Here is a 26310-nt window from a genome sequence, read left to right on the forward strand (position 1 = left end):
CGCATTCACTGGCTCAATTGTCCGCAAACGGTGGCTCAAAACTCCGCACAGCTGGCTCATTCTGTCCGCAATACTCAGGAGAGAGTTGCTTGGAAAAGAGATCTATAATGCTTCATATGGTAGAGCGACCAAAAGGAGAGAAAAAATAGTATGATCACGTCTACTGATCTTGCAGATGTTGCTGTAGCAAAGACGAAATTATGTTTTATAGACGGTGACGAAGGTTTGCTTGAGTATAGAGGATACGAGGTAGGGAAGTTAGCGAAAAATCATGTATTTGAGGAAGTTGTCCATCTTTTGTTGATCGGACACCTTCCCTCTGTAGATGAATTATTTAGTTTTAAAAATAAAATGGCACTTTATCGTCCGTTGCCGGAACATGTGAAAGAAATCATTGATACTGTTCCTACAAATGTTGATATGCTAAGTGTACTTCGAACGGCAATTTCGACCTTAGGGGAATTCAGTTTCCCCCCAACGGTAGAACAGTCGCTATCAATATGCGCTAAAATACCTTCAATAATAGCTTATAGATACAATCGTATTTGTAAAAGAAAGCCTGTCGAACCAAGTATGCGTTTAGGTCACACTGCGAATTACCTATACATGATAAGGGGAACTCAACCCGAATTAGAACAAATTCAAGCACTAGAGGCTTATCTAATTTCAACTTTGGAGCATGGAATGAATCCTTCGACTTTTGCAGCTAGAGTAATTACATCAACTCGGGCAGATATTGTCTCATCAGTATCTGCGGCAATCTCTGCATTGAAAGGACCGTTACACGGAGGAGCTTTACCTCAAATTTCTTTGAATATACAAGAGATTGGCTCAAAGGAAAACACGGAGCGGTGGTTACGGGAGAAAATCGAAGCTGGGAAAAGAATCATGGGGTTTGGCCACCGAGTGTATAAGTATCGGGATCCGCGAGTTTTACCACTAAAAAATATCGCAATCAAACTGTCTGGAACTGACAACAAGTTGGATTTGGCCATTCATGTTGAGGAAATGACACTACAATTGCTTAAGGAATATAAGCCTAATAAACAATTTATAACCAACGTTGAATTTTATGCAGCCACGCTGCTGAATGCTGTTGGTTTTGATAACAATTTGTTAACAGCAACTTTTGCGGTTAGCCGATCGGTAGGATGGTGTGCACATTCAATAGAGGCTGCTAACGGTCCCCTGATTTACCCTCAATCAGTTTATACAGGTTCGAGAATTGGTTTAAGTTCATAAATGATTGAGATTCTTCTTTTGTCCGTCTATCTTGGTTAGGCGGACTGAAGTTCTTATATTGAGTTTTTTGTTTTACCAAACCGAACTAAGGGATGTTTATTATGTCTTTTACAGATATTTTCCTAATACTAATTACAGGTTTTATAGCAGGCATTATTAATACAATGGCTGCAGGGGGATCTCTTTTAACCCTACCTGTTTTAATTTTTCTTGGTTTACCATCTGCTGTTGCGAATGGAACCAATCGAGTTGCTATAGTGGTCCAAAGCATTGCGGCGACCACAAATTTTTATAGAAAAGGATACTTTGACAAAAACCTTGGTTTCTTGTTAAGCATTCCAGCTATTATAGGGTCAGTAATAGGGGCCAACCTTGCCGTCTCTATATCGGACCAATTATTTAACCGGATACTTGCTGTTATAATGGTAATTACAGTTATATTTATTATCTGGAAGCCGGAAAAGAAAATTTCAGCGATTGGCAATGGCGAGTATTCTATCATTCGTAAAGTGTTGGGTATCACTACTTTCTTTTTTGTGGGGATTTACGGTGGGTTTATTCAAGCAGGAGCCGGTTTTTTTATAATTGCTGGTTTAACAGCGATTTTTGGAATTAATCTTGTCAAATCAAACAGTATTAAGGTTTTTGTCGGTGGAATTTACATTTTGGTTTCTCTTTTTGTATTCATTATTCACGGTCAAATTAATTGGTATCTTGGTTTGTCTTTGGCGGTTGGTAATGCCTTTGGTGCCTGGGTTGGAAGTCATATTGCCATATATAAGGGTGATAAATGGATTCGGGTTTTTCTCATCATCACCGTATTTTTCATGGCAGGAAAGCTTCTGGGTTTCTATGATTTTTAGAATATTTATAGAAATCCCGGTTGATTCAAACATTAAATTTTGACGCATTGTCCTTATCTTTCGGCTGTCTCGCAGCATAGTCAGTGATAAAGACTCTCCCCTTATTCTAAAGAGGAAAATATTATTTGATTATTAAAATCCCCTTATTTAAGAGGCTATGGGATAGCCCCTTCTACTATTTATATCCAGTACTCACCAAACTAAAAGGAGAAAACTTATCAATCCAAGTTTCCTCCTTTTAATGGTGGCCTTGTTATCCTTAATATTGTGGATGCATCGGATACAAGTTTGGTTATCTATGAAATATTTGGATGATGCAACGAAGACAACGTAAATTTCGCAACTTGTATTAACGTTAGAAAAAGTTACTAACGGGATGATTGCAGAAAAAAGTTCTCACTTATCTAAAACCACCATTTTCTCTCTTAAGGGTGAACAAGTGGTGGTTTAGTGTATTAACTAATATGTAGCGTTTTAAAATAGTTAGTTTTGATTCAACTATATGTAAATGAAATGGCTTAATTTACATTATTTTCTTCACCCTCTTCCACAATAGAAAACACTTCATTCATATCTTCAATATCGAGTGCCTGTATAATTTTTTCTAGATGATCAAACTGAATTCGTTGTCTTTTTCCACTTGCTAATTCACTTAATGCGGCTAGACGGATACTAGTCTTAGCATGGAGTTGAGTAAGTGACATATTACGATTATATAATAGTTGATTAATTTGTAGCTTAACTTTCTTCATTCAAATATCTCCCCATATATTGACTTTACGTTTAAGCGTACATTATAATGAGGGTGATTTATTACGCATAAGCGTATGTATCTGAAGGGCATATTAAACAAACATTGAAAGATAAGGAGGAGACGTTTATAAAAATAATTATTCTAGTGGTCTTATACGACTACTTATCAAAATAATTGATCTACTGCTAAAGAATTAATTGCAACTATTTTGTATTACATAACAAAAGCACAGTGGTGAAAACTTTGAAGTCAAAAAGTGAATTAAGTGAAGAAATTAAATCCTTAAAAATAAGGATGATTCAGACCAGTGATGAAAAGGGTATAAATCATCTTTCAACTATTCAGACCAGTCAACAATTAGACTTGTTAATAAATGAATATATGAAATTAACACAACAAAAATAGCATTGCATAAAAAGCTCGTACAATGCTATTTTTGTTGGATTTTATGTTACATGACAAATTTGATTGACTTTGTGTAAAACTCGTGATGTTGATTAAGAATACCTAACGATGGTGATTTATGCTATGTAACATCTAGCCTTTCAGCATACAGTTTTTGACTTGACAACTAATAATTAAAAAGTATAATACTAAGTAAGTACTTAATTAAATGCATGCAAATTAGAAAATGGGTGATTAAAATAAAACAATCTGAGAGATCGGCACAACGCAAAGAAAGTTTAATTGATACTGCTTTGGAGTTGTTTTCAACTAGAGGATACACGGGAACAACAGTTAAAGACATTGCTAAAGAAGCTGGTGTAACAGATGGACTCATATACCATTACTTCTCGTCAAAGGAGGAACTTTTGAATGCGATTTTGACAAAACATAATTTCTTGGAGGAGGTGCGGCAGACTCTGCAATTTCATGATGAGCTTCCCATCGATCAGACGCTTTATCGGCTGGGTGAAAAGTTGTTAAAATTGATGGTCAATAAATCATCATTTGTTGTGATGGTTTTTGGTGAGGCGCAAAGAAATTCAAAAATTGCATATAAATTTGAAGCAATCGTTAACCAAGGGGTTACAGCCCTTGGAGGATTTTTAGAAAAGAGGGCTGAAAAGAAGGAAATTAAGGATTTGGATTATAAGTCATTGGCCAGGCATTTTATAGGGTCATTATTTATTTATTTCCTCACATGTGGTAAAACGGGTACAGAAAAAGAGCACAAGATATATTTAGAAACCATTGTTCACGCGTTAAGTGAAGGTATCAAAACTGATTGATACTTTCTTTTCGCTCATATATTTAGTAAGTACTTAATAAATGGGAGGTTTTATATATGGTTGCTATTGAAACGACGAAATTGGAGCAAGCTTACAAGAATAAGGGAGGCACGTTTTATGCATTAAAGGATTTAGACCTTCATATCAACAAAGGAAAAGTGTTTTGCTTATTAGGACCAAATGGTTCCGGTAAAACCACCACGATTAATTTAATTAATGGATTAAACCGACCAACGGCAGGAAATGTTAAAGTTCTTGGACTTGACCCAATGAAAGATATGAAAAAGGTTAGACGTTTAATTTCGGTGGTACCACAAGAAACAGCTCTTTATAATGATCTTTCTGCTAGGGAAAACTTGTTATTTCATGCAGGGTACTATGGACTGGAAAAAGACAAGTGGCATGATTATTCAGATAAAGTATTAAAGCTAGTTGGATTGACAAAACGACAACATGATCGGGTTGGAACGTACTCTGGTGGAATGCAGCGGCGTTTATCCCTTGCACGTGCTTTAATAACGGAGCCTGAAATTATCCTGCTTGACGAACCGACACTTGGGGTTGATGTGCAATCCAGAAACTCCATCTGGAACCATATACGTGAATTTGCTTCCGAAGGAAAAACGGTACTTCTCACAACAAATAATATGGAAGAGGCAGAATATCTTGCTGACGAGATTATGATTATCGACCATGGAGAAGAGGTCGTACGTGGAACACCGCAGTCACTTAAGGAAGAGATTCACCAAAATCTGTTGATATTTCAATTTGATTCGGAACAATCGGCGCAAACCGCATACGATTATTTGCATTCTCATTATGATACGAAAGTAGATCAAACGACTGTTCGGGTTTCCATACCTAACAAGAATTCTCATTTTGACATTATGAAAAAAGTTGAGCCACTAGCAGATGTGATGGGGAGCTTTGAAATGCGAGAACCTACTTTAAATGATGTGTTTTTACACTTTACAGGAAGACAATTAAGAAATTAGGGGGGATTGATATGTTGACAGCTATCCGATCGATTGTTGAAAAAGACTTGAAAATTTCTGCTCGTAATACAGCTATGCTTATCTTAAGCATTATTGTGCCAGTTGTGTTTATTTTCTTGTATTCGCTCGTAGCACAACTTTCGTTTACAAATCCAGTTGCCATTTCTAAAGGTTCTGAAGGCATATATAGTGACCAGTTCGTTGATATGATGAAGGAAATGAAGTCAGTTGATGGTTCTTATTTTGAAATACTTACGACTGATCCCGAAAAGGCATCCAAGCAATACGAATCCGGAAAGGTTGCAGGGCTCATAGAAATTCCGTCAACTTTTGATGAAAGCATCGAAAATGGCGAGGTTCCAAAGGTAACTCTCAGTGTTCACAACATGAACGCAGATACGACTAAGAATTTACAACTTCGTTTGTCGCACGCAATATACCTTTTCCAGGAAAAGCTTGCACCAGATCAAAACATTGCGGTGGATAAGGGTTTTTCAAAATTTGAGCAAGATGTTTCTTTTAAATGGTATACAGGTATTGGATTATTGGTGTTTGCCGTTTTATATGCTGCCATGGTAAATACAGGAATGTTATTGGCTAGAGAGTGGGAAGATCGAACGGCCAAGGAGTTAATTTTGACACCTGCAAGCTTCTCATCCTTGATTTTAGGTAAGTGGATCACATCATTTATCCAGACATTTGTATCTACACTGTTAGTTATGGCTGTTTTATTCTTCGTCCTAGATTTTCCACTAACCCGTATGAATATGACGTTTGTCTTTTGGTTATTTATTTTATTTTTGCTTGGTGCCTCTATCGGCGCTTTAGCAGCATCAACGATTAAAAAAACTTTACCTATTGTCACACTATCCGCCCTTGTTGGGATATCCATCTATTTGATTTCTGGAAACGAATCTTCTATTCGGGGATTCGCTCATGGAGGTGTGATTGAGTTTATATGGAAGATCGCAACTTATATTCCGGTGACCGATATTACGAACCAGCTTCGTTTATTAATTATTACGGGCAGCAGTACGTTTAATATGATGAGTTTGGTCATGACGACAGGTCTTATTTTGGTGTTTGGTGCAGCTTCTATTCATATGCTGCGTAAAGGGTTACGCCTTTCTGGTGGACAATAAAATTGAGGAGGAATGAAAATGGGAATGAAGGCGTGGCTTCATGCCATGGTTGCAGTATATAAAAGAAACTTAAAAATATTAAGGCGGCAAAAACAGTTGCTTGTGACGCCGTTTATATTGCCCATTGTCGTTTTAATTTTGGTATCGACCATCATGGGAGGGAGTGATAGCTGGTCAATTGGTTTAATTGATAAATCGAATACGGATGCTTCTCATGAGCTTATAAATAGTCTTGAAAGTGTTCATTCCGAGTTAGCTCCTTATTTCAACGTGATAGAAACGGACCCTGAGAAGGCAAAAAATGCCGTCGAAGAAGGACGGCTTCACATGGCCATTACAATACCGAAGGATTTCCAAAATACGAACAAAGTTTACACAGACACCTATAATATCAATACAGATATGATGAAAAACGTTAAACTTAGATTGGAACATGGATTGTTAAAAGAAATGGATGATCGTGGCGATTTACAAATAGAGACCAATCTATTGACTGAGAAATCTTATGCGGTACCGCGTTCTGCTTTTTTTGCAGGCAGTGCATTTTTGTTATCGCTTATGTTGAGTGCAACGATTGTTGCGGCCAATTTATTTAGTTTTGACCGAGAAAACAGAACACGAAAGGAAATTTTGCTAACACCTGTAGGCACACATGCAGCAGGATATGGCATCACACTTGCGTCTGGAACGGTTGCCATACTGGCTTCATTACCAACCTTATTGTTAGGAATCTTTGCCTTTCAACTGGATCTGCATCATCTATTACAGGTTTATTTGATAATGATACCGGTAATGATCATGTGTGCTACTTTAGGCATGATCGTAGCTCACTTCTTGAAACGATTCCATATTCTTCAACCGATTATTATCATTACATTTATCGGTACATTCTTTGCTGCGGGAGGGTTCGCAGGTGTATCTATGCTACCGCCAATAGCACGTGGGTTTTCTACCTTCTGGTTGTTTTCTTACGTTTTCGAATGGCTGAATCCACTTCTTCATGGTTTTAGCACAGGCCTAAACCTTGTCCAGTACATGATGATATTGCTTGCTGGCCTGGTAGGAGTGCTCCTAGTTCCCTATATATATAGTCGAGAATTAAAAGGAAACATAAGTGGTGGTCAATAAAAGCCCATTTAATTTGAAATATTTCATATTGGGTATGTATCCATCTATGATCTTGACGTAATGGCCAAAAATGATGTACCGGTACTTTGCTAAAGCTTTTTATTGGAGAAATTTCTGTCCAGGCGCTGAAAAGATGAATGTAACAATAAGATAAATCATTGAATACACCTTTACATTAAACAATCTCGAACTATAAAAACGTTCATGATTTTAGTAAGGTTGAAGGAGGAATGGACGATGAAGAATGAACCTTCTATTCGCGAACAAAATGAAAAAACAACATGTTGCATCGTTGGTGGTGGACCGGCCGGAGTGATTACAGGATTATTGCTTGCGCGTCAAGGTGTAGATGTGACGGTACTAGAAAAGCATGAGGATTTTCTACGTGATTTCCGCGGTGACACGATTCATCCATCAACATTAGAACTTCTTGTTGAGTTGGGATGGATAGATGAGTTTCTGCGCCTTCCGCATGCTAAAATGAGGCAGGTTACGGTAGAAATGGCTGGCACTCCTGTTACTTTCGCAGACTTTCATCGTCTTAAGGTGTCATGTCCATATATCGCATTCATGCCTCAATGGGATTTTTTGAACTTTATTACCGAAAAAGCTCATGCTTATTCTAATTTTCAACTTATGATGAATACGGAGGCTACCGAACTTATTAGTGATGGTGATCGCACCGTTGGAGTTTTAGCATATACACAAGACGGTCAGCAAATAAAAATACGTGCGGATCTTGTAATCGGTGCCGATGGCAGACATTCTATTGTGCGGAGTAATGCGGATCTGAAAGTGATAGAAAAGTCACCTCCTATGGATGTACTTTGGTTTAGACTTTCTCGTAAAGAGGGTGAGGAGTTTCCCTTTTTTAGACCTGGTCGTGGGTATGTACTTATTTGTATTAATAGGGGTGATTATTGGCAAATGGCCTACGTTATTCCGAATGGACAGTATGACACCGTGAAGGCCGAAGGTTTAAACGCATTTCAATCAAACATTAAAGAATTATTTCCCCAACTGGATGATCGACTGAAAATGGAACTTAATGATTGGGATGATGTAAAGTTTTTAAAAGTTAGTGTTGATCGTTTAGAACGCTGGTTTTCCGAAGGCTTGTTATGTATTGGTGATGCAGCCCATGCTATGTCACCTGCTGGAGGTGTTGGTATTAACTTGGCTATTCAAGATGGTGTGGCAACTGCCAATATTTTAGGACCCATTCTGAAAAAAGGGAAAACCCCTTCCATTCATGACCTAAAACTTGTTCAACGTAGGCGGAAGTTCCCGATGCGAGTTACGCAAGCGTTCCAAGTACACGCGCTGAGTGGACTCTATCCGAAAAACTTGCATGACGACCCATCACGTAAGATGCCATTAGTATTTAAATTGTTTAAGAAAATACCTCAACTGCGTTATCTTATGGGACGTATTGTTGGTATCGGAGTAAGACCTGAGCATATACGCGAATAGTGTGAAGGAGAATTTTTTACGACACATCGAGCAATACCTGACTGTCTATTGCCCGTGTTTTCCAAACTGTATAATCGAAAGATGATCGACCCTTTTTATAGAAATTGTTGGGAATAAAGTTTTGTCTTGTTAGGAATGCTTCAAGCCTTCTGTATGGAACGGAATTAATAAGGGAAAATTAAGTGGTGGTCAAAAAAGTCCAATGTATTTAATTGGGCTAGGAAAACACTATTAAAATAATGAAACCGCGTGAAGTCTAATTTGCAAAATCCTGACTTCATGCGGTATTATTTTTGTAAATTAGAATTAAGACTTTTCACCTATGTATCGGCCTCTCAAGTATTAATTAAATATTTGAAGTGTTAATTTAAAATGTCTACACCATCATATGCAGGTTATGTCTCTTTTATAAAATAGATTAAAATAGAAAGGCTGTGTTGTGCAATATGGGAGATCGTCTGTTCAAGGTGTATCCTAAATACGATTTAAAGAGGGGAGAACTAAATGTTTTTTGGGCAACGGATAAATTAGATGCAGCGAATCAATTAACAGAATGGTATATTAGGAAATATAGAAACGGGACGTTACAGGAAATACGCGATGAGATCAACGAAAAGAATAGATGGATTTTTAAAGAGATCAAATTACCTAACGAACCGCAATGTTATAATATTTATAAGTGTTATATAGAAGAATTGGGTCAGGAGGGGTTCCATGTAATTTTTGCCAAAAATCAGAAAGAATTATTAGATATTTTATTTCAAATGTATAAAAGTGATTATAAAACATGGGTGACGGATTTTAATATTGATTTTAGTTTTGCAAAACAATTCTTTTATGACGAAAATGGCTACCTACTACAGAATGGTGCGAACAGAAAAGGCCTAAGAAGAGATTTAAAGAAAATGATTGATGTAGATGAGAAGAAATTAAATGCTTATTTGAATGATAATTTTGTTAGAAATGTATTTAAGTTTTTTAAACATCATCAAGGTTATGCTTTTAAATATCTAAAGGCTTTTTCAGACTACCATAAAAGAAATACGGCTCAATCAAAAATAACATTCCCAGAAGGTATGTATCGCTATTGTTTTGAACATGACCGTGAGTATATGAGATTTAAGGTACAGAAAATTAATAAATGGCATCCAAGAATTATTTTTGAGAATTGATATTATCACCAAGCATGTGTAAAATATTAATTAAACAGTTAATTAACAAAAAATTTTTGGGAGATGTCATTGACCTTGACCAATAAAAGTTTGAAAGCTGAAAAAACGAAAAAAAAACTTATGAAGGCTGCATTAAAATTGTTTTCAGAGAAAGGTTATTCATCAAGTACGATCAAGGATATAGCTGAAGAAGCTAATCTAACAAGTGGATTAATATATCATTATTTCAGTTCAAAGGAAAACTTACTTTGGACTATCATAGAAAAAAATACTGTTAATCATGAAATAAAAAACCTTATATCGAACACCAGTTACGATGAACCGACAGATCAGTTTATGTTAAAAGTGTTTAATACCATATTTGTATTTTTAAAAGGACAATCTGAATTAATACAGATGTTTTTCGGTGAGTCGCAGAGAGACCCGAAAATTCATAAAAAATTATATACCCTTGTTCAAGAGGCTACCATGATTATAACTGATTTCTTGAAAGAGAAAACTGGAAACGGAAAACAGGAATTCTACATTGAAAATGCTGTTCGTAATGCACTTACATCATTTTTTATGTACTTTTTGATTTTTGATCATTATCATGATAGTGATAGGGAAAGAAATGCTTTTATTGAATTGACAGTTTCTCAGTTAGTCAAAGCCTTACAATAATTTATGCATGATAAAAGGGGGTGTTGAAACCAAATAGGTTAGTGCACAAGATCGGTAACTTTGTAAGGAAACCTTTGTTTACACTACAGTAGGTGGAAACAAGACATCCCAAACTTAAAGGGATCATCTATAGTTAATCTGTAAGACTAACTAGACGTTGCTATGCTTCTTGCTCATCTGTCATTTTGATTCGTGAAAGCTGGTGTAATGGCTCCTGGTTGGGAATAAATATTTTTTTTGATATAAAATTAATTGAACAATTAATTAATAAGGAGTGAGGTTTTGGGCATGACAAAATATAATACAAGCAAGGATGTTGACTATGTTTCTTTAGTTAAGGCAGCTAAGCAGGGTGACAGTGAAAGCTGGGAATTGTTATTAAAAAAATTTGATCCCTTGTTAAATAAATGCACACACGGTGTGAGTCCCAATAATAAAGAAGATCATAAGGCCGAGCTAACAGCCGAATTTGTGCAATCGGTTCAAAGGTTTCAGTTTCGGGACCATTCTTGATATGAACGGGGTATTTCTGCGTGGAATAACTCTTTTCAAGGGATAAGTAGACAAGAACAAGAAAGGAACATTTTTAAAGGAATACATTCCGGTAATGCAACTTTTTCAACTTAACTATAAAATATGCTAGAAACGTATATTGGACTTTTTTGTAAGTAGATGTCTCTTTATTAATAGGTCCTGTTAATAAGGGGGTATCTATCAAAAATGTCAATTGATTTCGAAAATGCACCATTATCCAAGGCTGAGATGGAGTTCATTTCCTTTATAAACATTTGTATTAAAGGTCGTTCTTTAAGGATTAGAAAAAAGTCGGATAATATTTATGAAAGGGAACGATTAATTTTAAACGAACCCTATTTTTCGGATGGTACAGGCGAAGAAAAAATCAACATGATACCCGTGGAACATGATAGATTATTCGATGAAGAAGTAGTCAACAGGTTAATTATAGAAAATGCGATTCGTAAATTAGATGACAGAGAACAAACTATAATTTATGGGATATTTTGGGAAGATAAGAAAATCAGCCAAATTTGTGGTGATTTGAACATATCAAAAAATACTGTTTTAAAAGTAAAGAAAATGGCATTAAACAAAATGAGGGACCAACTGGTATTTGAATAAGTGTTAAGCTCAATAATTTAATATGAAATCATTCTACTTATAACCCTTGCTAATAGAAACCTGAACTAGATTGGTAGATATTTTAAAAGGTAGGGATTATTTTAAAACAGTCACTATTAATTCCTACAATGTATTACTCTTGGAGATGCAACGTATAAAAAATGTAAAGGTTGATTGAAATGAAAAAAGTGGTAAAGTTGTTTGTTTTGTCTTTTTTGTTTTCTTTATTCTTAATGAGTAATGTACTAACAGCACAGGCAAACAACAATCTATTTGATGATGAATTTGATATCCAGACATCAATATCATTTGATGGAGAAGCAGAAAAAATAAGCGAGAACATTATTTCTATTATGGAACAAAAAGAAAGCATATCATCACAATACGAAGGTATAGGTAATTTGTCAAATTTTAGTGATGTAGACAGGAAACAAGAGCAGACTGATATATCTAGAAATAATGATTACTTTTCCGTTATCGGCTCAGATGACCGAACTAGCGTCACAAGCACCACCCCATTTTCATATCGTGCGATCGTCCACCTGTTCCAAAATACAGGTGGATTTTTTAAGCTCTAAAATATTTGTTGGAAATGTCCATTAGTAAAAAAAGCGCCAGTTATTCTTTTGTTTAGTTTTGCCACCGTTATTATACAATTCTGGATTATTGGAAGTTCGCCAATTTGGGTTACCTTTTTTCAACCTATTGTCTCTTAGTTATATGAACACAAAATTTCACGGGAGGTATAGAAATGATCAAACGCAATCTTGAAGAAGTAAAGCCAGACATTGTGAGAGAACCGGGAGCAAAGGAAACTACATTAAGAAGGTTAATCGATACACCAGATGGTGCGGATCGGTTTGTAATGACATTATTTCATGTTTCGGAAAAAGGCTCTACCCCGCCCCATTACCATGATTGGGAACATGAGATTTTTGTCCTGGAGGGATCTTGCAAATTAATTCTTCCAGAAGAAAAACGTTCAGTGGAAATTAAAGAAGGCGATATTATATTTATTCCAAGAAATGAAGCACATGGGTTTGAGACAGCTGAAAATGAAGAATGTAAATTTATCGTTGTTGCACCAACAGAACGGCCGCCTATTCACAACTATTTTTTGAGCGAGGAATCATACCAGTTTAATAAAAAATAACTGTTGATCTAAAGGAGGATTTGCCGTGGATGGATTAGGGGTTAAGAAGCAGCTGGAAGTCGAACCTTCAGCAATTCACAGTTTAATGACAGGGTACTTAGGATCCAAAGCTTTATTTTTAGGAGTGGAGACGGGGTTGTTCAACTATTTGGATAGCCAGGGCCGAACAGAGGATGAAATATCAAAAGAACTCTCTTTAAAAAGTAGACCTGTCCGGATTTTATTGAAAGCATGTCGTGGTGCAGGGCTAGTTGCAAAAACAGGAGAATTATATACTAATACGCCAGTATCGAGTAAGTTTTTGGTTAAAGGTAAGGAAACATACATGGGAGACTTAGCTTTACATCAGAGTACCCATTTTAACAATTTTTCAATTCTAAGCGAAGCACTCAGAACAAACACGTCAATAACAGGAAGAGTTGGTATAGAAGGTTACGCAAATGAAGGTGCCGGTCAAAAAGAGGAACGGGAGGGGACGAAAAAGTTCGTAAAAGCCTTACACGGAAGTGCGATTGTACAGGCTAAAACGCTAGCAAAAGAGTGTTTACTTAAAGGAGAGCATTTAGCCGATTTAGGATGTGGTTCAGGGGCTTATTCCATTGAAATTGCTTTAGCCAACCCAAATATTAAAATCACATCTATGGATTATCCTGCGGTTTGTGATGTGGCATCAGAGTATGTCCGAAATGCAAATTTACAGGATCAAATTTCCTTTTATCCAGGTGATTTATTTAATGATCCGCTTCCAACGGGTATTGATTCAATTCTATTATCCCATGTCTTGGACGGATATGGTCGAAAGAGATCCTATCAACTTTTAAAGCGAATTTACGCTGCTCTACCAACAGGTGGACAATTGATTATTCACGCTCATTTGCCTGAAAGGGCAGAAGCGTCTTTTCCATTTTTATTTAATCTTATTTTGTTGGCGAATACCGCAGAAGGTGAAGCACATGATGAAAAAACGCTAGAAGCCTGGTTAAATAAAATTGGTTTTAGTCAACTTGAAATTAAGAAGATTTCCCCTATCTCTTCCTTGGTTACTTGTATAAAATCATGAAGCAATGGGGTGTGGTATCAACAAAAGAGTAGCTAATATCACACCCCTGATTACAGTAAATTTGAAAATATTGATTCGTATATGAGCAGGATGAGAAGGGTTAAATTATAACAAATAATGAAGTACAGGGGGTGGAAAATGCCTCATATTATAGATTTATCAATGCCAATTGAGTCAAATAGCTTTGATCCCAAGTTTTTGAAAGCGGATCAAATTAAACATGGGCCTGGTGGAAACAAAATTTGGAGAGCCTTGCATTTTCCCAAAAAGGCTCCACTTTGGAAGAAGGTAATTAACTTAAGAAAGTTCTACAAAAATAGGAAGATTTTTAACAAAGACAGCTTTCCTGACAGTATGTTTCTGAGTGATGAAATTCTAACATTGTCCGTTCATTGTGGAACTCATCTGGATGCACCATTTCACTATGGTCCGCAATGTGAGGGGAAGCCCTCGAAATATATTCATGAAATCCCTTTGGATTGGTGTTTCTCTGATGGCGTTGTATTGGATCTCACCTCAAAACAGGCTGGATCAGTGATAACTAAAAAGGATCTTCAAGCAGCGTTAAAATTAATTGATTATGAAATCAAGCCTATGGATATTGTTCTAATCCGGACAGACTATGACAAACTTTGGCCGCAAAAAAGTTACTTTACAGATCATCCAGGGATGAGTAAAGATGCTACAAAATGGCTTTTAGATCAAGGCGTGAAAGTTATTGGTATAGATACTAACGGTTTCGACCTTCCATTTATGCATATGGTGACTCGCTTCATGAACTCAAGGAATCAAGAGGATCTTTGGCCTTGTCATATGCTTGGAAGAAAAAGTGAGTATGTTCATATTGAGCGTCTAGCAGGATTAGATCAATTAAAGGTACCTTTCGGATTTAAAATTGCTTGTTTTCCTGTGGCTGTTAAAAATGCAGGTGCAAGTTGGATAAGGGCAGTTGCAATAATCAATTAGGAAAGGAGCTATCCGGATGCCAATTGATGTAAATCAACAACAAGTCATTGATCAGTACACAAAAGTAATGCCTGGTGCTGACTTGTTGGATATGAATTTTGCTTTTGTAAGAAGTAAAATTTTGTCTACAGCAATAGAATTAGATATTTTTGGAACCATAAACTCCGGAATGGATACGCCTTTAAAGGTAGCTGAGAAACTAAAATGTGATACAGATGGAATAGAAAGATTGTTAGAAGCGCTTTTAGCATTAGGTTTATTGAACAAGGAAAAAAACAATTATAGTTTGTCCCCAATAAGTAAAGTTTACTTGCTTGAAGATGGTCCATCTTATATTGGGGGCCATTTAGGTGCTGTAATGAAACAATGGGATTCCTGGTCAAATTTAACACAGGCGATACAATTTGGTCCAGCGCATAAATGTAACTCTCAAGAAATTGCACCCGGACTATTTCCCATAACATTCCCTGTCGCTTGGAAATTGACAGATGATATTAATATTGGTGCTGATAGTAAAATACTTGATATTAATTGCGGGAGTGGTGAATGGAGCATTGCTTTTGCAATAAAAAATGAAAGCAGTCAGGTTTATAGCTTGGACACAATTGATAAAAAGAGCGATGTTTGTAAAAAGGCAAAGGAATTCGGCTTAGATAATTTGCATTTTCTTCATGGTAACTTCGAAAACTATGACTATCCTGGAGAGCAATATGATGTTGTCATTATTTCACATACCATAAGATTCTTGGGGACAAAACGTAGTATAAAACTATTAAAGAAAATCTATTACACATTAAAAACAAATGGGAGACTTATCATTGTTGATGCTTTTTCAGAACCAGAAAGTTTTATACCTTTGCTAATTAATTTAAGTATGTATCTTAACACTAGTAGCGGTAGGACTTATTCTTCCAATGAGCTAGCTCTTATTTTAAGGGATCTAGGATATTCAGATACCAATATTATTAAAATGGTTCCCTATCCCGTACTAGTAGCGAGGAGATGAATAATGAATAGAGTAGCGATAACAGGTATTGGAGTAGTTAGTCCACTAGGTATTGGAAAAGACCAGTTCTGGTCTGCTTTAACAAATGGAAACAGTAAGGGCAAAAGTCTTAAAGACGTGAAATCCTCCAGCCTTTTTAGACATCGTCACAAATTTGGGTCACAGGTTATTATGGAGGTAGAGGACTTTAAACTGGAAAATATTAATATCCCCAGTGATATTTACGATTTAGATCGGTATATACAGTTTGCAATACTAGCAAGTGAATTGGCCAAAGAAGATGCAAAATTAACGAATAAATCTCATGAATTAAATTTGGACAGGTTAGGGGTTTCTTTGTCAACAGCCATTTGCGGTACAAAACACATGGAAGAGGAATTTTTAAAAGTTACTAATAATGGTGAAGAGCCAATCGATCCTATGAAGGTTTCCCCATCATTATATTTGTCATCAATGTCAAATACACCTTCAACGATTATTGCATCCTTGATTGGTGCTGAAGGGCCTTGTGTTACTTTATCGACTGGTTGTATTGGGGGAATTGACGCGATTGGCTATGCATACGAACAAATCAAGAGTGGAGAGACAGATATAATGATAGCCGGTGCTTCTGAGGCTCCAATTACACCAATAACGGTAGGTTCATTTGACATTATCAATTGCCTTTCTACCCAATATAATGATGAGCCGCGTAAGGCGTCGAGACCTTATGATGGAAAAAGAGATGGATTTGTTCTATCAGAGGGCTCTGGTGTTTTGATATTGGAAGAATGGACACATGCAATAGAGCGAAATACACATATTTATGGAGAAATTACTGGCTTTTCAAATACTAGTAACGCGTTGCATATGACGGATCTAGTTAGTGAAGGTGAGGATTTAACAAGGGCTATTAATTTAGTCTTAAAAGAAGCGAATTTAAATCCTCATGATATAGATTATATAAATGGTCACGGGAGTTCAACACCTCAGAATGATAAATGTGAAACTAGTGCAATTAAAAGTGCTTTTGGAGAGTATGCAAAAAGTATCCCTATTAATTCTACTAAATCCCTAGAAGGGCACCCATTATCGGCTGCAAGCGCATTGGAGATTATAGCAAGTGTCCTTAGTTTTGAGAATGGATCAATTCATGCAACGCTCAATCATGAATATCAGGATGAACATTGTGATCTTGATTATGTGCCTAATGAGTCGAGGGATTGGGATGGTGATAGAATTTTAAGCATTGCAAGTGGATTTTCAGGTTTACATTCGGCGATGATTTTGGAAAGACCGAGGGGGAGGGGTTAGGCGGTGAGAAGGGTAGTAATCACAGGGTATGGATGTATAACTCCTGCAGGTATCGGTCCGGAGTTGTTATGGAGAAGTATTACCACAGGAAAATCACACATTGAACCTATCAAAAGGTTTGATGCTACAGCGTACGCTTCACAAATTGCCGGACAAATTGATGATTTTACAGTCACTGATTTCATACCAAGACGTTTGGTTAAAAAAACAGATCGTTTTACACATCTTGCACTTGCCTCTGTGAAGATGGCAATTGAAAATGCAAAGCTCAATCTGAAAAAGACAAATCCTGAACGTGTTGGAGTTATGGTTGGAAATGTTTTGGGTGGATGGGAATTTGCGGAAAGAGAACTAAGGAATCTGTGGGCTAAAGGGGAGAAAAATATAAGTCCATATCAGGCAACTGCGTGGTTTTCCGCAGCACCACAAGGAAACATTACCATTCAATTTGGTATAAAAGGTAAAGCTAGGACGTTCATATCTGATCGAGCAAGTGGAGCTTTTGCTCTTACCGGTGGTGCAGAGGCAATCCGTATGAATCAAGCTGATGTTGTTTTGGCAGGAGGAACCGAGGCGCCACTTTCTCCTTATGGATGGCTTTGCTGCCAGACTAGCGGTTATTTAACAAAAAGTAATTCGGAACCTCATTCTGTGTATCGACCATTTGATTCGCAACACAGTGGTAGTGTTATTGGCGAAGGAAGCTCATTTGTTGTATTAGAGGAATTCAATCATGCTGTTAAACGCGGAGCCTACATATTGGCGGAAATAACAGGCTGGTCTGCAACAAATGATGCTTATTATCCTTATTACACAATGAGACCTGACGGTAAGGGGTTATCGAAAAGTATTTTAAAGAGTCTGGAGAAGTCAGAGATTACTCCTGAAAAACTATCTTACATTGCCGCTCATGGTTCGGCGATTCCTGCTGAAGACGGTACAGAGATTTATGGAATTAGAGAAGCATTAGGTGAGAGAGCAGCAAGTATTCCAATCAGTGCACCAAAGGCATCAATAGGGCACCTGATGGGAGCAGCAGCCCCAACAGATTTAATCATGACCTTGGAAGGGATTAAAAATAACACTTTGCCACCTACAGCAAATTTGGAAATACCGGCAATTGGTTTCGAAGATTTAAACCTGGTTTGCAAAGAGGAGAACCAAGATATGCAGGATAGTCATTGTATGGTTTTATCTCGTGGAATGGGCGGTACAAATGTATCAATCATACTTTCTAGCAGTGTAGAGGCATAAAGGTTTAATTATGAACCTAATTAAATCAGTAGGTATAGACATAGTTGACGTGGAACGTATAAAAGGCATTGAAAAACGCTGGAGTTACAAAGGACTCCTAAAAATATATACGGAACGGGAGTTAGATCTTTGCAAAAACCAAAAAGGTTATAATTGGAATTCCCTAGCAGGTAGATATGCTATGAAGGAAGCTGTTATAAAAACATTTATTGAATGGGCTGCCGAAGTTTCTCTGAAGGATATCGAAGTACTAAAAGGTTACAACGGAGAACCCAAGATTATTTTGCATGGGCAAGCTAAAAAGATAGCGAATAACTTGAGTATTTCAACGTTCCACGGCAGTATTTCACATGATGCTGGTATCGCGGGAGCAATGGTGATAGCTGAAAAATAATATCAAAACCAAGGAGGTTACCCAATGGCTTTTTCATCAAATTTTGTGCAGATGATGCTTGATGCAGGTTTTTTGTCAGAGGAATTAAAACAGGAAAATGCATCACTTAAAGATGATTTAATGATAGATTCGACTGAATTGGTCGAAATAGCAATGGTCATTGAATCAAAATACCAGATTAACGTAGATGTAGAGGAATTAAAAAGTTTAGAGACTCTAAAAGATTTATCTGCATTCATTGAAAAGCGAATCTCGATGGAAAAGGAGTGTAATTAACATGCCAAGAATCAAAAACTGTATTTTGATTAAAGAAACACCTTTAAAAGTGTTTGAGATTACGAATGACATCGAAAAATGGTCGTTATTATTCAAAGAATACAAAAGCTCTAATGTCTTAACACATAGCAGAGAAGGGCGTTTTTCCAAATTGACATTTGAGCTGGGGAATGGAAAAAATAAGTGGCGTTCATGGAGGATACTGGATAAAGAGGATCTGGTTGCTATTGCCCAAAGGGTTGAACCAATGTATCCATTTGAATATATGCACTTAACCTGGTCTTATGAGGAGAATGAAAACGGTACAATAATGACATGGATACAGGACTTTGAACTCGATAAATCATTTCCGGAATCACTAGAAGTGGTGTGTAAAAGAATGAATGAACATACTAAGGTAAATCAGAATAGAATCAAAGAAATTATCGAGACCAATGCATTAGAAGCTTATGAAATTTAAGCATCTCATTAGTTTTATGATACCAATGATGATAGGGGTGGTAATCCCCATGTGTCTTCATTTTTCGGTGCGGTTGTTTTTATTTCAGTTGTCATCCATGACGTTCATACTGATTAAATTACTGGCAGTAATTTTGTGTATATCAGGTTCATTGCTGTTAATTAAATCAGCAAAGATAATCTATGTGGACTTGGATACACCGCTTCGGGATAAGCCTCCTAACAAGCTAATTACGTCTGGGCCATACCGAGTTTTAAGGAATCCTATGGCGCTGGGGATGTGTATTATTTTATTTAGTGAGACCATGTTTTTTGATTCTTTAATGATTCTACTTTGGTTAATTACCTTTTGCATACTATCACATTTTCTAGTGGTCCGGGTTGAAGAGCCTTCCCTAAGAAAGAAATTTGGTAATGAGTATGAGGTATACCTTGAAAGTGTGTCACGTTGGTGCCCGATGTTAATTTCTAATAAAGGTTCTAATGTGGGAGGATGATATCAATGAAAATAATATATCCCCTTTTAATCATTCTGTTGGGAGTGCTTATAAGTATAATTAGAAAGAATTCAAATAGAAAAATATATATTCCTCTTCCAGAGAGAAAATAAAGAAGTAGGAAATATACAGTTCTTTTATTAATTGCTGATATGACATGGAGGCAGAACAATAGGATTGCATCACTTGTATACGGTTAACTTTTATCTATATCCTAGTCCTTTTTGGAATTATTAGGGGATGATGACCTGGCCATTTTTCAAAAGTAATAAATTAAGTAATATTTAAAGTTAGGAAGTGGCAATATAATGAGGGAATTGTCGAATGATTTATTAGTTGAGGCTTACCTAAAGGCAAAAGAATTAGATTTGGATAAGGATTTTCAGCATATTATTAGAAAAGAAATGGACCGTCGTAGAATTACGATCCAACAGGAGCAAAGGGGTTCTGAAAATCGCAACAAATATAAAAGAAAAACACTAAATTGTGTTACGGGAACCTACCTATAATTTTTTTAAAAATTATTTCAATTCGTTATTTATGTATATTCGGTTTACGAGTATTTTGAGCCTAGCTGTTTATGGTCGAATGAGTCAATAGCTGCAGAAATGTGAGCTCTATTAGTAATATATCAAAATAAGAAACAGCCATTGGAACAGAATTAGTTCCAATGGCTTTTATCTCATTTAAAATCTCATATTCTATAATATCCAATAATAATGTCTGCTGAAGCTACTGTGGAATTGGATAGTCCATTTTATTCACACTATTTAATACTAACCATAAAACCAACCCGTTTTGATTATTCGTTTTTCAAAACGGGTTTTTAAATTCAACTTAAGTATGGGTTTACGGAGTGTTTTCGATTAATTTTACTTCGAACCTATATATGTTTAGTTGGATTTTTTATGTTTTATACGATTTTTTTTAAAAACTTACTCATATTTTCGGCATTTCTAAAAAACGATTGTTGAGGGTTATGAAAGGGGAAATCATCACCCGCCTTTGCAGTTGCGAAGGGAGCTGAATGTATGGAACCTGCTCGTACCCAATGGCAAGTACGCTGTGCTTTTAATGGCTTTTGCAAACGAGTGTTAAAGAATGAAGCAATTAACATTTACAAACAAAGGCAGCAAAGACAAGTACGGGAAATGACATTTTCTGACCTTACCTCGCAGGAAGAAAATCAACTCTTTACATTAGATAAGCAGTATGAGGGTGAGGCAACACAGAGTTTTCAAGTGGCCGGAAAGAGAATTACACCGAAACTCCTTGCTGAAGCTATGCATACTTTGCCAGATGAAAAGCGCACCACCGTTCTACTATACTATTTTTTTAATATGTCTGATGTGGAAATAGGTCAACTACTAGATATTCCACGCAGTACCATACAGTATAGGCGGACAAGCTCTTTTGAACTGTTAAAACGATTTTTGGAGGAGCGTGCAGATGAATGGGATGATTAATACAAATACGGAAAACAATGAGCAAGGTTTGTTGCCGTATCCAATTATTTTAGCTGCAAATAAGGGTGAGCCGGAAGCAATGAAGATTGTTGTCCAACATTACGGAAGCTACATGGCTAGTTTATCTATGCGTAAACTCCGCGATGAACGTGGAAATACCTATTGGGGCATAGATGAGGATATACGTGACAGCTTACGATCAAAACTCATGCAATCAATTTTAATTTTCAAGATTTGAGTAAAAATAATTATCATTCCCCTTTCACCTTTTGCAATACTTCTTTTGCTCTTTGACAAAGAAAACACGAGAAGATAAAACCGTGTAGTATATCAAAAAATCAGATACGTTCTACTGATGATAAGCCACCTGATTCTTACGCCATGACCTTCTCTGGAAACGAGCGATAATCTATGAATCTAACGCAATCGTGGTGGATTGCTGGCGATGACCCATCAGTTAGGATAATGATACTCCCCTACAGTCACAGTTCGAGCGTTTGAAGCGTCACAAACCATGAGTAGGGCTGGAAGAAATACTTGCAGGGGTGAAATTCCCGTGGAGCTGTACCAACAGCCGTCTGATTTTTAATCAATTTGGTAGGGAGGCATGTTTTTGAAACAGAATTTAATTCTATATAGTATGCAAATTGCTATGTTAAAACAACTGCTTACCCGTAAATTAATTACAGAGAAGGAATATGTAACTGTTAAAAATAAATTAAAGAAAGATTATGGTGTTATTTCTGACATTACAACTTGAATTGTGTTCCTTCTAATTATATAATATACACTATAGAAGGAACACAAAAGGGAGGGTTTGTAATGGCAGAAGTTGAAGTGATAAAAGCAAGGAATACTTTAGCGAGTCAAAAGCGTGGTAAAGTAATTGAACGTCTAAGAGTTGCAGCATATTGTCGTGTGAGTACGGATACAGAAGATCAGTTAAGCAGTTATAAGTCACAGGTTGCTTACTATACTGATTTAATTAGAAAGAATGCTGAATGGGTATTAGCCGATATATATGCTGATGAGGCTATAACAGGAACGCAGGTAATAAAACGAGAAGACTTTCAGCGGATGATTAATGACTGCATGAATGGGAATATTGATATGATAATTACCAAATCAATATCCAGGTTTGCAAGAAATACTTTGGATACGCTGAAATATGTCCGTATGCTAAAGGAAAGAAATATAGCTGTGTATTTTGAAGATGAAAAGATCAATACGCTTACAATGGACGGTGAATTGCTACTTGTAGTTTTAAGTTCAGTTGCACAGCAAGAAGTTGAAAATATTTCTTCTAATGTAAAAAAGGGTCTAAAGATGAAAATGCAACGAGGAGAGTTAGTCGGTTTTCAAGGTTGTCTTGGTTATGATTATCATCCAGAAGATAAAAGCATTACTGTAAATGAGAAAGAAGCAGAAATTGTACGGTATATATTTCAGAGGTATGTTGAGGGAGCCGGAGGCAGTGTCATTTCAAAGGAACTTGAAAATTTGGGCTATAAAACCAAAAGAGGTACACCAACATGGGCTGAATCAACGGTACTTGGAATTATTAAGAATGAAAAATATAAAGGCGATATTTTATTAGGAAAAACTTTTACAGTAGATCCTATTTCCAAGCGCAGATTAGAAAACTATGGAGAAGAAGATCAATTTTATTTAAGAAACCATCATGAGCCAATTATAAGTGCTGAAATTTTTGATAAAGCAGAGGAAATTAGATTACGAAGAAGTAGAGGAAAAAATACGGTATCAAAAAATGGTGGAAAACGTGAAAAATTCAGCCGTAAATATACTTTCAGTTGCATGATGGATTGTGCCTTTTGCGGAGGTACCTTAACAAGGCGTAGCTGGCATAGCGGCACCAAATATAATAAGACTATTTGGCAATGTGTCACAAGTACCAAGAAAGGAAAAAAGTTTTGTCCAGATAGTAAAGGGATATCAGAGGCAGCGATTGAAAAAGCATTTTTAGAAAGTTATCGTGTTATGTGTAATAATAACAAAGATGTTTTAGATGAGTTTTTGCAAAGAATGGAAGATGTTTTAAGTTCAAGCACTGTTCATAAGGAACTTTCTAAAATTGAAAAAGAGGTACAATTATTAGAAGCTAGAAAGAACAAGTTGGTAGATATGAGATTAGAGGATATTATCGACAAAGAAACATATGAGGAAAAATATGCCGATATATTACAGAAGATTGATAAAAAAGTTCAAGAGAGTGAAAAGCTGACATCAAATCTGGAAGAAGAAAAAGATATTAAAAAGCGTTTATTAGGTTTTAAAAAAGTGTTGGAACAGAATGAGTTTATTGATACTTTTGATCGTTATGTGTTCGAAAGTGTTGTAGAAAAAGTTATTGTTGGTGGGGTAGATGAAGACGGAAACAAAGATCCCGCAATGATAACATTTGTCTATAAAACAGGATTGAGTAATAGTCTTGATGGAAATAAATTTAAACCTGCAAGAAAAAATGCGAAAAAGGAAAAATCAAATACTTCTAATGAATTGTGTTCACATACAGGTAACGAGGATAACAAATTGTATCAACATAGTAGCAACGACACATGTGGAGTGCTGTACATTATTGGTAAGAAAATTGTAACCAAACAATAAAAACCTACAACTAACAATAGAAACTTACAAAACAGCCAAAAAATAAGAATAAAAACGTGAAAAAAGCGTGAGAAAAAGCAGGGGGATTCGAAAGAATCCCTTTTGTATTGGGCTGAAAAAGGCGTGAGTTGTAAAACTTTATTATCATCAAATAATAAAGTCTTACAGAAAAACGTGAACCAAAAGGTGAGAAAAAGCGGGATCTGTTGTAAATTTCTATTATCACTGAAACGGTGGAATGCGGGTTTGAAGGGTGAAATGTTGTAGGTTTTTATTAGTGCTGAACATAGTAGGAAGTAAAAATACTAAGTATCATTTTTTGTTAAGAATTAAGGTGTCGAGCTGTTGATATACCAAGTAACATAGAGAAAAGTGTTACTGTAGGATTTCTAACTGCAACTCTCCCTTTCAAAATGTCTCCCCGCAACTCTCCCTTACAAAGATGTAACTCTTCTTACAAGATGTAAGTAAGTTTTACAAAGAAGGGGAAGCGGAGGCAGGTATGTATCGGGCTTTATTTATCACTTTAATCAGAATCGGGAGCGTACCGTCGGTACGCCTTCTCGGTTCTTTTTTGTTTGGAGAAAAGACTGATAAAGCAAGCGTGACAAGGCGTGAGTAGATGTAAGGATAAAGCTTAGTGTGGTGAAAAAGCGTGAAGAAATGCCTGGGGAAAAGCCTGAAAGTGCTCTCTCCTTTCACCTAAATCCTTAACTCTCCTCTGTAAATCTTAGTTCCATTTTTCAATATTTCATCGCATGATTTTCGCCTGATTTCTGTAAGAAATTGCGGTTTTCTTTGTAAAACTTAGTTAAATTGAAAGGCGAGGATTTAGGGGTGGAAGAAGGGATGAAGTCAAGTGGGATAAGGTGTTGTGGGAGTGTAAGGGGCTTGTAAAACTCAGTTCCAAAGACTCAAAGTAGAAGTTAGGGGCTAAGGAGTATGAAAGGTCTAAAAAACATAATTAAATTAGAATATCCTTTTGATAAAAGAAAAAGACATAGCAATAAGATTTTATTAAACTTACCTTTACGTCTTGGGTAGTAAAATAAATTCAATCTTAACTAAGTCTTGTTTATTAACCGCCATAAAATTATTTTTTTAACCTATAAATCCAAAGTGATGCTTAGTGTATTCCGTAATTATAATAGGTATTCTTTATAAGATCAGGATTCCATCTTATATCAAAAAGTATATGGTCTTCGAGATCATCAGGGTCAATATAAACACCACTCTTAAATAAAAATAATATTCCTAAACCGAAGGCTTCCTGATTCGATTCAGGCACACCTTCGTCTTCGTTCTAATTATAAGGAATTAATATTCCACGTATATTTGCTGTTATAAATATACAGAAGGTGTAGGATCTTTCGCAAAATGCTTCATAATTATCAATTTTTCGATGTAATAGTTTTAAAAATCTAAAACAAGAACAAGACAATCTTAGATTAATAGTTATGTTATTATTTAATAAATAATCAACTTTGGGTTAATTATAGGTGACATAGAGAAAATGTTGGATTTTGAATGGCATATAAGAACTCAAAGAAGATTTGTTCTCCCAAAATAATGATACCAGAGCTAAGTTAAAACAGATTGCGCCACTGCAGAAAGAAACATGAGATGAGCGTAAAGATCTAAAAGCGAATAATAAGATGAAACGTATAAAAGCAAGCGATAAAAAATAATGACTAAGGAACAGAGAGTAAAGTTTGGCGAAGTTGACGTAGATCCACATACCGAGTAGGTAATAAAGTAAAACGACAAATATCATTAATAGGGGCAATAATTAAAAAGATAGGTAGAGAAACTATTTTCATTGAGAGGAGATAGAAAGTTGACGAAATCTCGAATTAGACGTAGCCCACGAAAAAATCCATCTTGGAGACCAATGAGTGTTGATGTATTAGATAGTTTCTGTCCATTATTTGAACGTAATGAACAATTGTTGCAACAAATTGATAAACGGAAGAAGACAGGTATTTTAAATTTGATTTTTAGAACAAGACCTTGATGGTTTCTGTTACTTTTTTCTTTAATGTCCAGTAAGTGTAGCC

Annotated in this window: 29 protein-coding genes; 28 read left to right on the plus strand and 1 reads right to left on the minus strand. The window is 36.1% G+C overall.

Annotated elements, in window-relative coordinates:
• Positions 1 to 150 precede the first annotated feature (150 nt).
• Both WMZ97_RS13805 and WMZ97_RS13810 read left to right on the plus strand, forming a co-directional pair.
• On the plus strand, positions 151 to 1242 hold the full coding sequence (locus tag WMZ97_RS13805) for a citrate/2-methylcitrate synthase (RefSeq protein ID WP_343272677.1): 1092 nt from the start codon (positions 151 to 153) through the stop codon (positions 1240 to 1242).
• Positions 1243 to 1343: 101 nt separating this feature from the next.
• Positions 1344 to 2105 (plus strand): sulfite exporter TauE/SafE family protein, encoded by a 762-nt coding sequence (locus WMZ97_RS13810; RefSeq protein ID WP_343272678.1) that lies wholly within the window; start codon positions 1344 to 1346, stop codon positions 2103 to 2105.
• A gap of 518 nt (positions 2106 to 2623) precedes the next feature.
• Here WMZ97_RS13810 and WMZ97_RS13815 read toward each other — a convergent pair.
• Positions 2624 to 2857: a helix-turn-helix domain-containing protein gene (locus tag WMZ97_RS13815; RefSeq protein ID WP_343272679.1), complete on the minus strand. Its 234-nt coding sequence runs from the start codon at positions 2855 to 2857 to the stop codon at positions 2624 to 2626.
• A gap of 236 nt (positions 2858 to 3093) precedes the next feature.
• Here WMZ97_RS13815 and WMZ97_RS13820 point away from each other — a divergent pair, with 236 nt between their 5' ends.
• The 26 genes from WMZ97_RS13820 (at position 3094) to WMZ97_RS13940 (ending at position 24253) form a co-directional block, all read left to right on the plus strand.
• Entirely contained in the window at positions 3094 to 3264 is a 171-nt protein-coding gene (locus WMZ97_RS13820; RefSeq protein WP_343272680.1) for an aspartyl-phosphate phosphatase Spo0E family protein, read from the plus strand.
• Between the two features lie 212 nt (positions 3265 to 3476).
• Positions 3477 to 4091: a TetR/AcrR family transcriptional regulator gene (locus tag WMZ97_RS13825; RefSeq protein WP_343272681.1), complete on the plus strand. Its 615-nt coding sequence runs from the start codon at positions 3477 to 3479 to the stop codon at positions 4089 to 4091.
• A gap of 56 nt (positions 4092 to 4147) precedes the next feature.
• Entirely contained in the window at positions 4148 to 5086 is a 939-nt protein-coding gene (locus tag WMZ97_RS13830; protein ID WP_343272682.1) for an ABC transporter ATP-binding protein, read from the plus strand.
• Positions 5087 to 5097: 11 nt separating this feature from the next.
• Positions 5098 to 6228 (plus strand): ABC transporter permease, encoded by a 1131-nt coding sequence (locus WMZ97_RS13835; protein ID WP_343272683.1) that lies wholly within the window; start codon positions 5098 to 5100, stop codon positions 6226 to 6228.
• 18 nt (positions 6229 to 6246) lie between these two features.
• Complete coding sequence (locus WMZ97_RS13840; protein WP_343272684.1) at positions 6247 to 7356, plus strand: ABC transporter permease; 1110 nt, start codon at positions 6247 to 6249, stop codon at positions 7354 to 7356.
• 237 nt (positions 7357 to 7593) lie between these two features.
• Positions 7594 to 8829 (plus strand): FAD-dependent oxidoreductase, encoded by a 1236-nt coding sequence (locus WMZ97_RS13845; RefSeq protein WP_343272685.1) that lies wholly within the window; start codon positions 7594 to 7596, stop codon positions 8827 to 8829.
• Between the two features lie 446 nt (positions 8830 to 9275).
• A complete protein-coding gene (locus WMZ97_RS13850; protein WP_343272686.1) occupies positions 9276 to 10001 on the plus strand; it encodes a hypothetical protein in 726 nt (241 codons plus the stop codon).
• Between the two features lie 75 nt (positions 10002 to 10076).
• Positions 10077 to 10664, plus strand: coding sequence for a TetR/AcrR family transcriptional regulator (locus WMZ97_RS13855; RefSeq protein ID WP_343272687.1), 588 nt, complete (start codon positions 10077 to 10079; stop codon positions 10662 to 10664).
• Positions 10665 to 10952: 288 nt separating this feature from the next.
• Entirely contained in the window at positions 10953 to 11177 is a 225-nt protein-coding gene (locus WMZ97_RS13860; RefSeq protein ID WP_343272688.1) for a helix-turn-helix domain-containing protein, read from the plus strand.
• Positions 11178 to 11384: 207 nt separating this feature from the next.
• On the plus strand, positions 11385 to 11804 hold the full coding sequence (locus WMZ97_RS13865) for a sigma-70 family RNA polymerase sigma factor (protein WP_343272689.1): 420 nt from the start codon (positions 11385 to 11387) through the stop codon (positions 11802 to 11804).
• Between the two features lie 179 nt (positions 11805 to 11983).
• On the plus strand, positions 11984 to 12382 hold the full coding sequence (locus tag WMZ97_RS13870; protein ID WP_343272690.1) for a hypothetical protein: 399 nt from the start codon (positions 11984 to 11986) through the stop codon (positions 12380 to 12382).
• A 173-nt stretch (positions 12383 to 12555) separates the two neighbouring features.
• Positions 12556 to 12957, plus strand: coding sequence for a cupin domain-containing protein (locus WMZ97_RS13875; protein ID WP_343272691.1), 402 nt, complete (start codon positions 12556 to 12558; stop codon positions 12955 to 12957).
• 25 nt (positions 12958 to 12982) lie between these two features.
• Positions 12983 to 14017, plus strand: a complete 1035-nt coding sequence (locus WMZ97_RS13880) for a methyltransferase (RefSeq protein WP_343272692.1) — start codon at positions 12983 to 12985, stop codon at positions 14015 to 14017.
• Positions 14018 to 14155: 138 nt separating this feature from the next.
• A complete protein-coding gene (locus WMZ97_RS13885; RefSeq protein ID WP_343272693.1) occupies positions 14156 to 14983 on the plus strand; it encodes a cyclase family protein in 828 nt (275 codons plus the stop codon).
• A gap of 16 nt (positions 14984 to 14999) precedes the next feature.
• The gene (locus WMZ97_RS13890) at positions 15000 to 15989 is read left to right on the plus strand and encodes a methyltransferase family protein (protein ID WP_343272694.1); all 990 of its coding nucleotides are present in this window, start codon (positions 15000 to 15002) and stop codon (positions 15987 to 15989) included.
• A gap of 3 nt (positions 15990 to 15992) precedes the next feature.
• Positions 15993 to 17282: a beta-ketoacyl-[acyl-carrier-protein] synthase family protein gene (locus WMZ97_RS13895; RefSeq protein WP_343272695.1), complete on the plus strand. Its 1290-nt coding sequence runs from the start codon at positions 15993 to 15995 to the stop codon at positions 17280 to 17282.
• Between the two features lie 3 nt (positions 17283 to 17285).
• Complete coding sequence (locus WMZ97_RS13900; protein ID WP_343272696.1) at positions 17286 to 18536, plus strand: beta-ketoacyl-[acyl-carrier-protein] synthase family protein; 1251 nt, start codon at positions 17286 to 17288, stop codon at positions 18534 to 18536.
• A gap of 10 nt (positions 18537 to 18546) precedes the next feature.
• A complete protein-coding gene (acpS, locus tag WMZ97_RS13905) occupies positions 18547 to 18930 on the plus strand; it encodes a holo-ACP synthase (RefSeq protein ID WP_343272697.1) in 384 nt (127 codons plus the stop codon).
• A gap of 24 nt (positions 18931 to 18954) precedes the next feature.
• On the plus strand, positions 18955 to 19206 hold the full coding sequence (locus WMZ97_RS13910; protein ID WP_343272698.1) for an acyl carrier protein: 252 nt from the start codon (positions 18955 to 18957) through the stop codon (positions 19204 to 19206).
• A gap of 1 nt (position 19207) precedes the next feature.
• Positions 19208 to 19666 (plus strand): SRPBCC family protein, encoded by a 459-nt coding sequence (locus tag WMZ97_RS13915; RefSeq protein WP_343272699.1) that lies wholly within the window; start codon positions 19208 to 19210, stop codon positions 19664 to 19666.
• 97 nt (positions 19667 to 19763) lie between these two features.
• Positions 19764 to 20162, plus strand: coding sequence for a methyltransferase family protein (locus tag WMZ97_RS21950; protein WP_405027694.1), 399 nt, complete (start codon positions 19764 to 19766; stop codon positions 20160 to 20162).
• A 308-nt stretch (positions 20163 to 20470) separates the two neighbouring features.
• Positions 20471 to 20671 carry a sporulation histidine kinase inhibitor Sda gene (locus tag WMZ97_RS13920; RefSeq protein WP_343272700.1) on the plus strand — a complete coding sequence of 67 codons (201 nt, stop codon included), beginning with the start codon at positions 20471 to 20473 and terminating at the stop codon, positions 20669 to 20671.
• Between the two features lie 522 nt (positions 20672 to 21193).
• Entirely contained in the window at positions 21194 to 21628 is a 435-nt protein-coding gene (locus tag WMZ97_RS13925; RefSeq protein ID WP_343272701.1) for an RNA polymerase sigma factor, read from the plus strand.
• Positions 21612 to 21866 carry a helix-turn-helix domain-containing protein gene (locus WMZ97_RS13930; protein WP_343272702.1) on the plus strand — a complete coding sequence of 85 codons (255 nt, stop codon included), beginning with the start codon at positions 21612 to 21614 and terminating at the stop codon, positions 21864 to 21866. Before WMZ97_RS13925 ends, WMZ97_RS13930 begins: the two co-directional genes overlap by 17 nt.
• A gap of 369 nt (positions 21867 to 22235) precedes the next feature.
• On the plus strand, positions 22236 to 22388 hold the full coding sequence (locus WMZ97_RS13935; RefSeq protein WP_449826327.1) for an SHOCT domain-containing protein: 153 nt from the start codon (positions 22236 to 22238) through the stop codon (positions 22386 to 22388).
• Positions 22389 to 22450: 62 nt separating this feature from the next.
• Positions 22451 to 24253: a recombinase family protein gene (locus WMZ97_RS13940; RefSeq protein ID WP_343272704.1), complete on the plus strand. Its 1803-nt coding sequence runs from the start codon at positions 22451 to 22453 to the stop codon at positions 24251 to 24253.
• Positions 24254 to 26310: the final 2057 nt, after the last annotated feature.

It is taken from the genome of Lentibacillus songyuanensis, from assembly GCF_039548255.1.
GTDB lineage: Bacteria > Bacillota > Bacilli > Bacillales > Amphibacillaceae > Lentibacillus_C > Lentibacillus_C songyuanensis.

Bases quoted from the DNA above. Each gene is read 5' to 3' on its own strand.
- WMZ97_RS13920 (WP_343272700.1), top strand. From the start codon at position 20,471: ATGAGGGAATTGTCGAATGATTTATTAGTTGAGGCTTACCTAAAGGCA.
- WMZ97_RS13910 (WP_343272698.1), top strand. From the start codon at position 18,955: ATGGCTTTTTCATCAAATTTTGTGCAGATGATGCTTGATGCAGGTTTT.
- WMZ97_RS13825 (WP_343272681.1), top strand. From the start codon at position 3,477: ATGCAAATTAGAAAATGGGTGATTAAAATAAAACAATCTGAGAGATCG.
- WMZ97_RS13860 (WP_343272688.1), top strand. From the start codon at position 10,953: ATGACAAAATATAATACAAGCAAGGATGTTGACTATGTTTCTTTAGTT.
- WMZ97_RS13890 (WP_343272694.1), top strand. From the start codon at position 15,000: ATGCCAATTGATGTAAATCAACAACAAGTCATTGATCAGTACACAAAA.
- WMZ97_RS13850 (WP_343272686.1), top strand. From the start codon at position 9,276: ATGGGAGATCGTCTGTTCAAGGTGTATCCTAAATACGATTTAAAGAGG.
- WMZ97_RS21950 (WP_405027694.1), top strand. From the start codon at position 19,764: ATGACGTTCATACTGATTAAATTACTGGCAGTAATTTTGTGTATATCA.
- WMZ97_RS13865 (WP_343272689.1), top strand. From the start codon at position 11,385: ATGTCAATTGATTTCGAAAATGCACCATTATCCAAGGCTGAGATGGAG.
- acpS (WP_343272697.1), top strand. From the start codon at position 18,547: ATGAACCTAATTAAATCAGTAGGTATAGACATAGTTGACGTGGAACGT.
- WMZ97_RS13895 (WP_343272695.1), top strand. From the start codon at position 15,993: ATGAATAGAGTAGCGATAACAGGTATTGGAGTAGTTAGTCCACTAGGT.
- WMZ97_RS13885 (WP_343272693.1), top strand. From the start codon at position 14,156: ATGCCTCATATTATAGATTTATCAATGCCAATTGAGTCAAATAGCTTT.
- WMZ97_RS13845 (WP_343272685.1), top strand. From the start codon at position 7,594: ATGAAGAATGAACCTTCTATTCGCGAACAAAATGAAAAAACAACATGT.
- WMZ97_RS13940 (WP_343272704.1), top strand. From the start codon at position 22,451: ATGGCAGAAGTTGAAGTGATAAAAGCAAGGAATACTTTAGCGAGTCAA.
- WMZ97_RS13930 (WP_343272702.1), top strand. From the start codon at position 21,612: ATGAATGGGATGATTAATACAAATACGGAAAACAATGAGCAAGGTTTG.
- WMZ97_RS13875 (WP_343272691.1), top strand. From the start codon at position 12,556: ATGATCAAACGCAATCTTGAAGAAGTAAAGCCAGACATTGTGAGAGAA.
- WMZ97_RS13805 (WP_343272677.1), top strand. From the start codon at position 151: ATGATCACGTCTACTGATCTTGCAGATGTTGCTGTAGCAAAGACGAAA.
- WMZ97_RS13840 (WP_343272684.1), top strand. From the start codon at position 6,247: ATGGGAATGAAGGCGTGGCTTCATGCCATGGTTGCAGTATATAAAAGA.
- WMZ97_RS13925 (WP_343272701.1), top strand. From the start codon at position 21,194: ATGGAACCTGCTCGTACCCAATGGCAAGTACGCTGTGCTTTTAATGGC.
- WMZ97_RS13830 (WP_343272682.1), top strand. From the start codon at position 4,148: ATGGTTGCTATTGAAACGACGAAATTGGAGCAAGCTTACAAGAATAAG.
- WMZ97_RS13935 (WP_449826327.1), top strand. From the start codon at position 22,236: ATGTTTTTGAAACAGAATTTAATTCTATATAGTATGCAAATTGCTATG.
- WMZ97_RS13835 (WP_343272683.1), top strand. From the start codon at position 5,098: ATGTTGACAGCTATCCGATCGATTGTTGAAAAAGACTTGAAAATTTCT.
- WMZ97_RS13810 (WP_343272678.1), top strand. From the start codon at position 1,344: ATGTCTTTTACAGATATTTTCCTAATACTAATTACAGGTTTTATAGCA.
- WMZ97_RS13870 (WP_343272690.1), top strand. From the start codon at position 11,984: ATGAAAAAAGTGGTAAAGTTGTTTGTTTTGTCTTTTTTGTTTTCTTTA.
- WMZ97_RS13915 (WP_343272699.1), top strand. From the start codon at position 19,208: ATGCCAAGAATCAAAAACTGTATTTTGATTAAAGAAACACCTTTAAAA.
- WMZ97_RS13815 (WP_343272679.1), bottom strand. From the start codon at position 2,857: ATGAAGAAAGTTAAGCTACAAATTAATCAACTATTATATAATCGTAAT.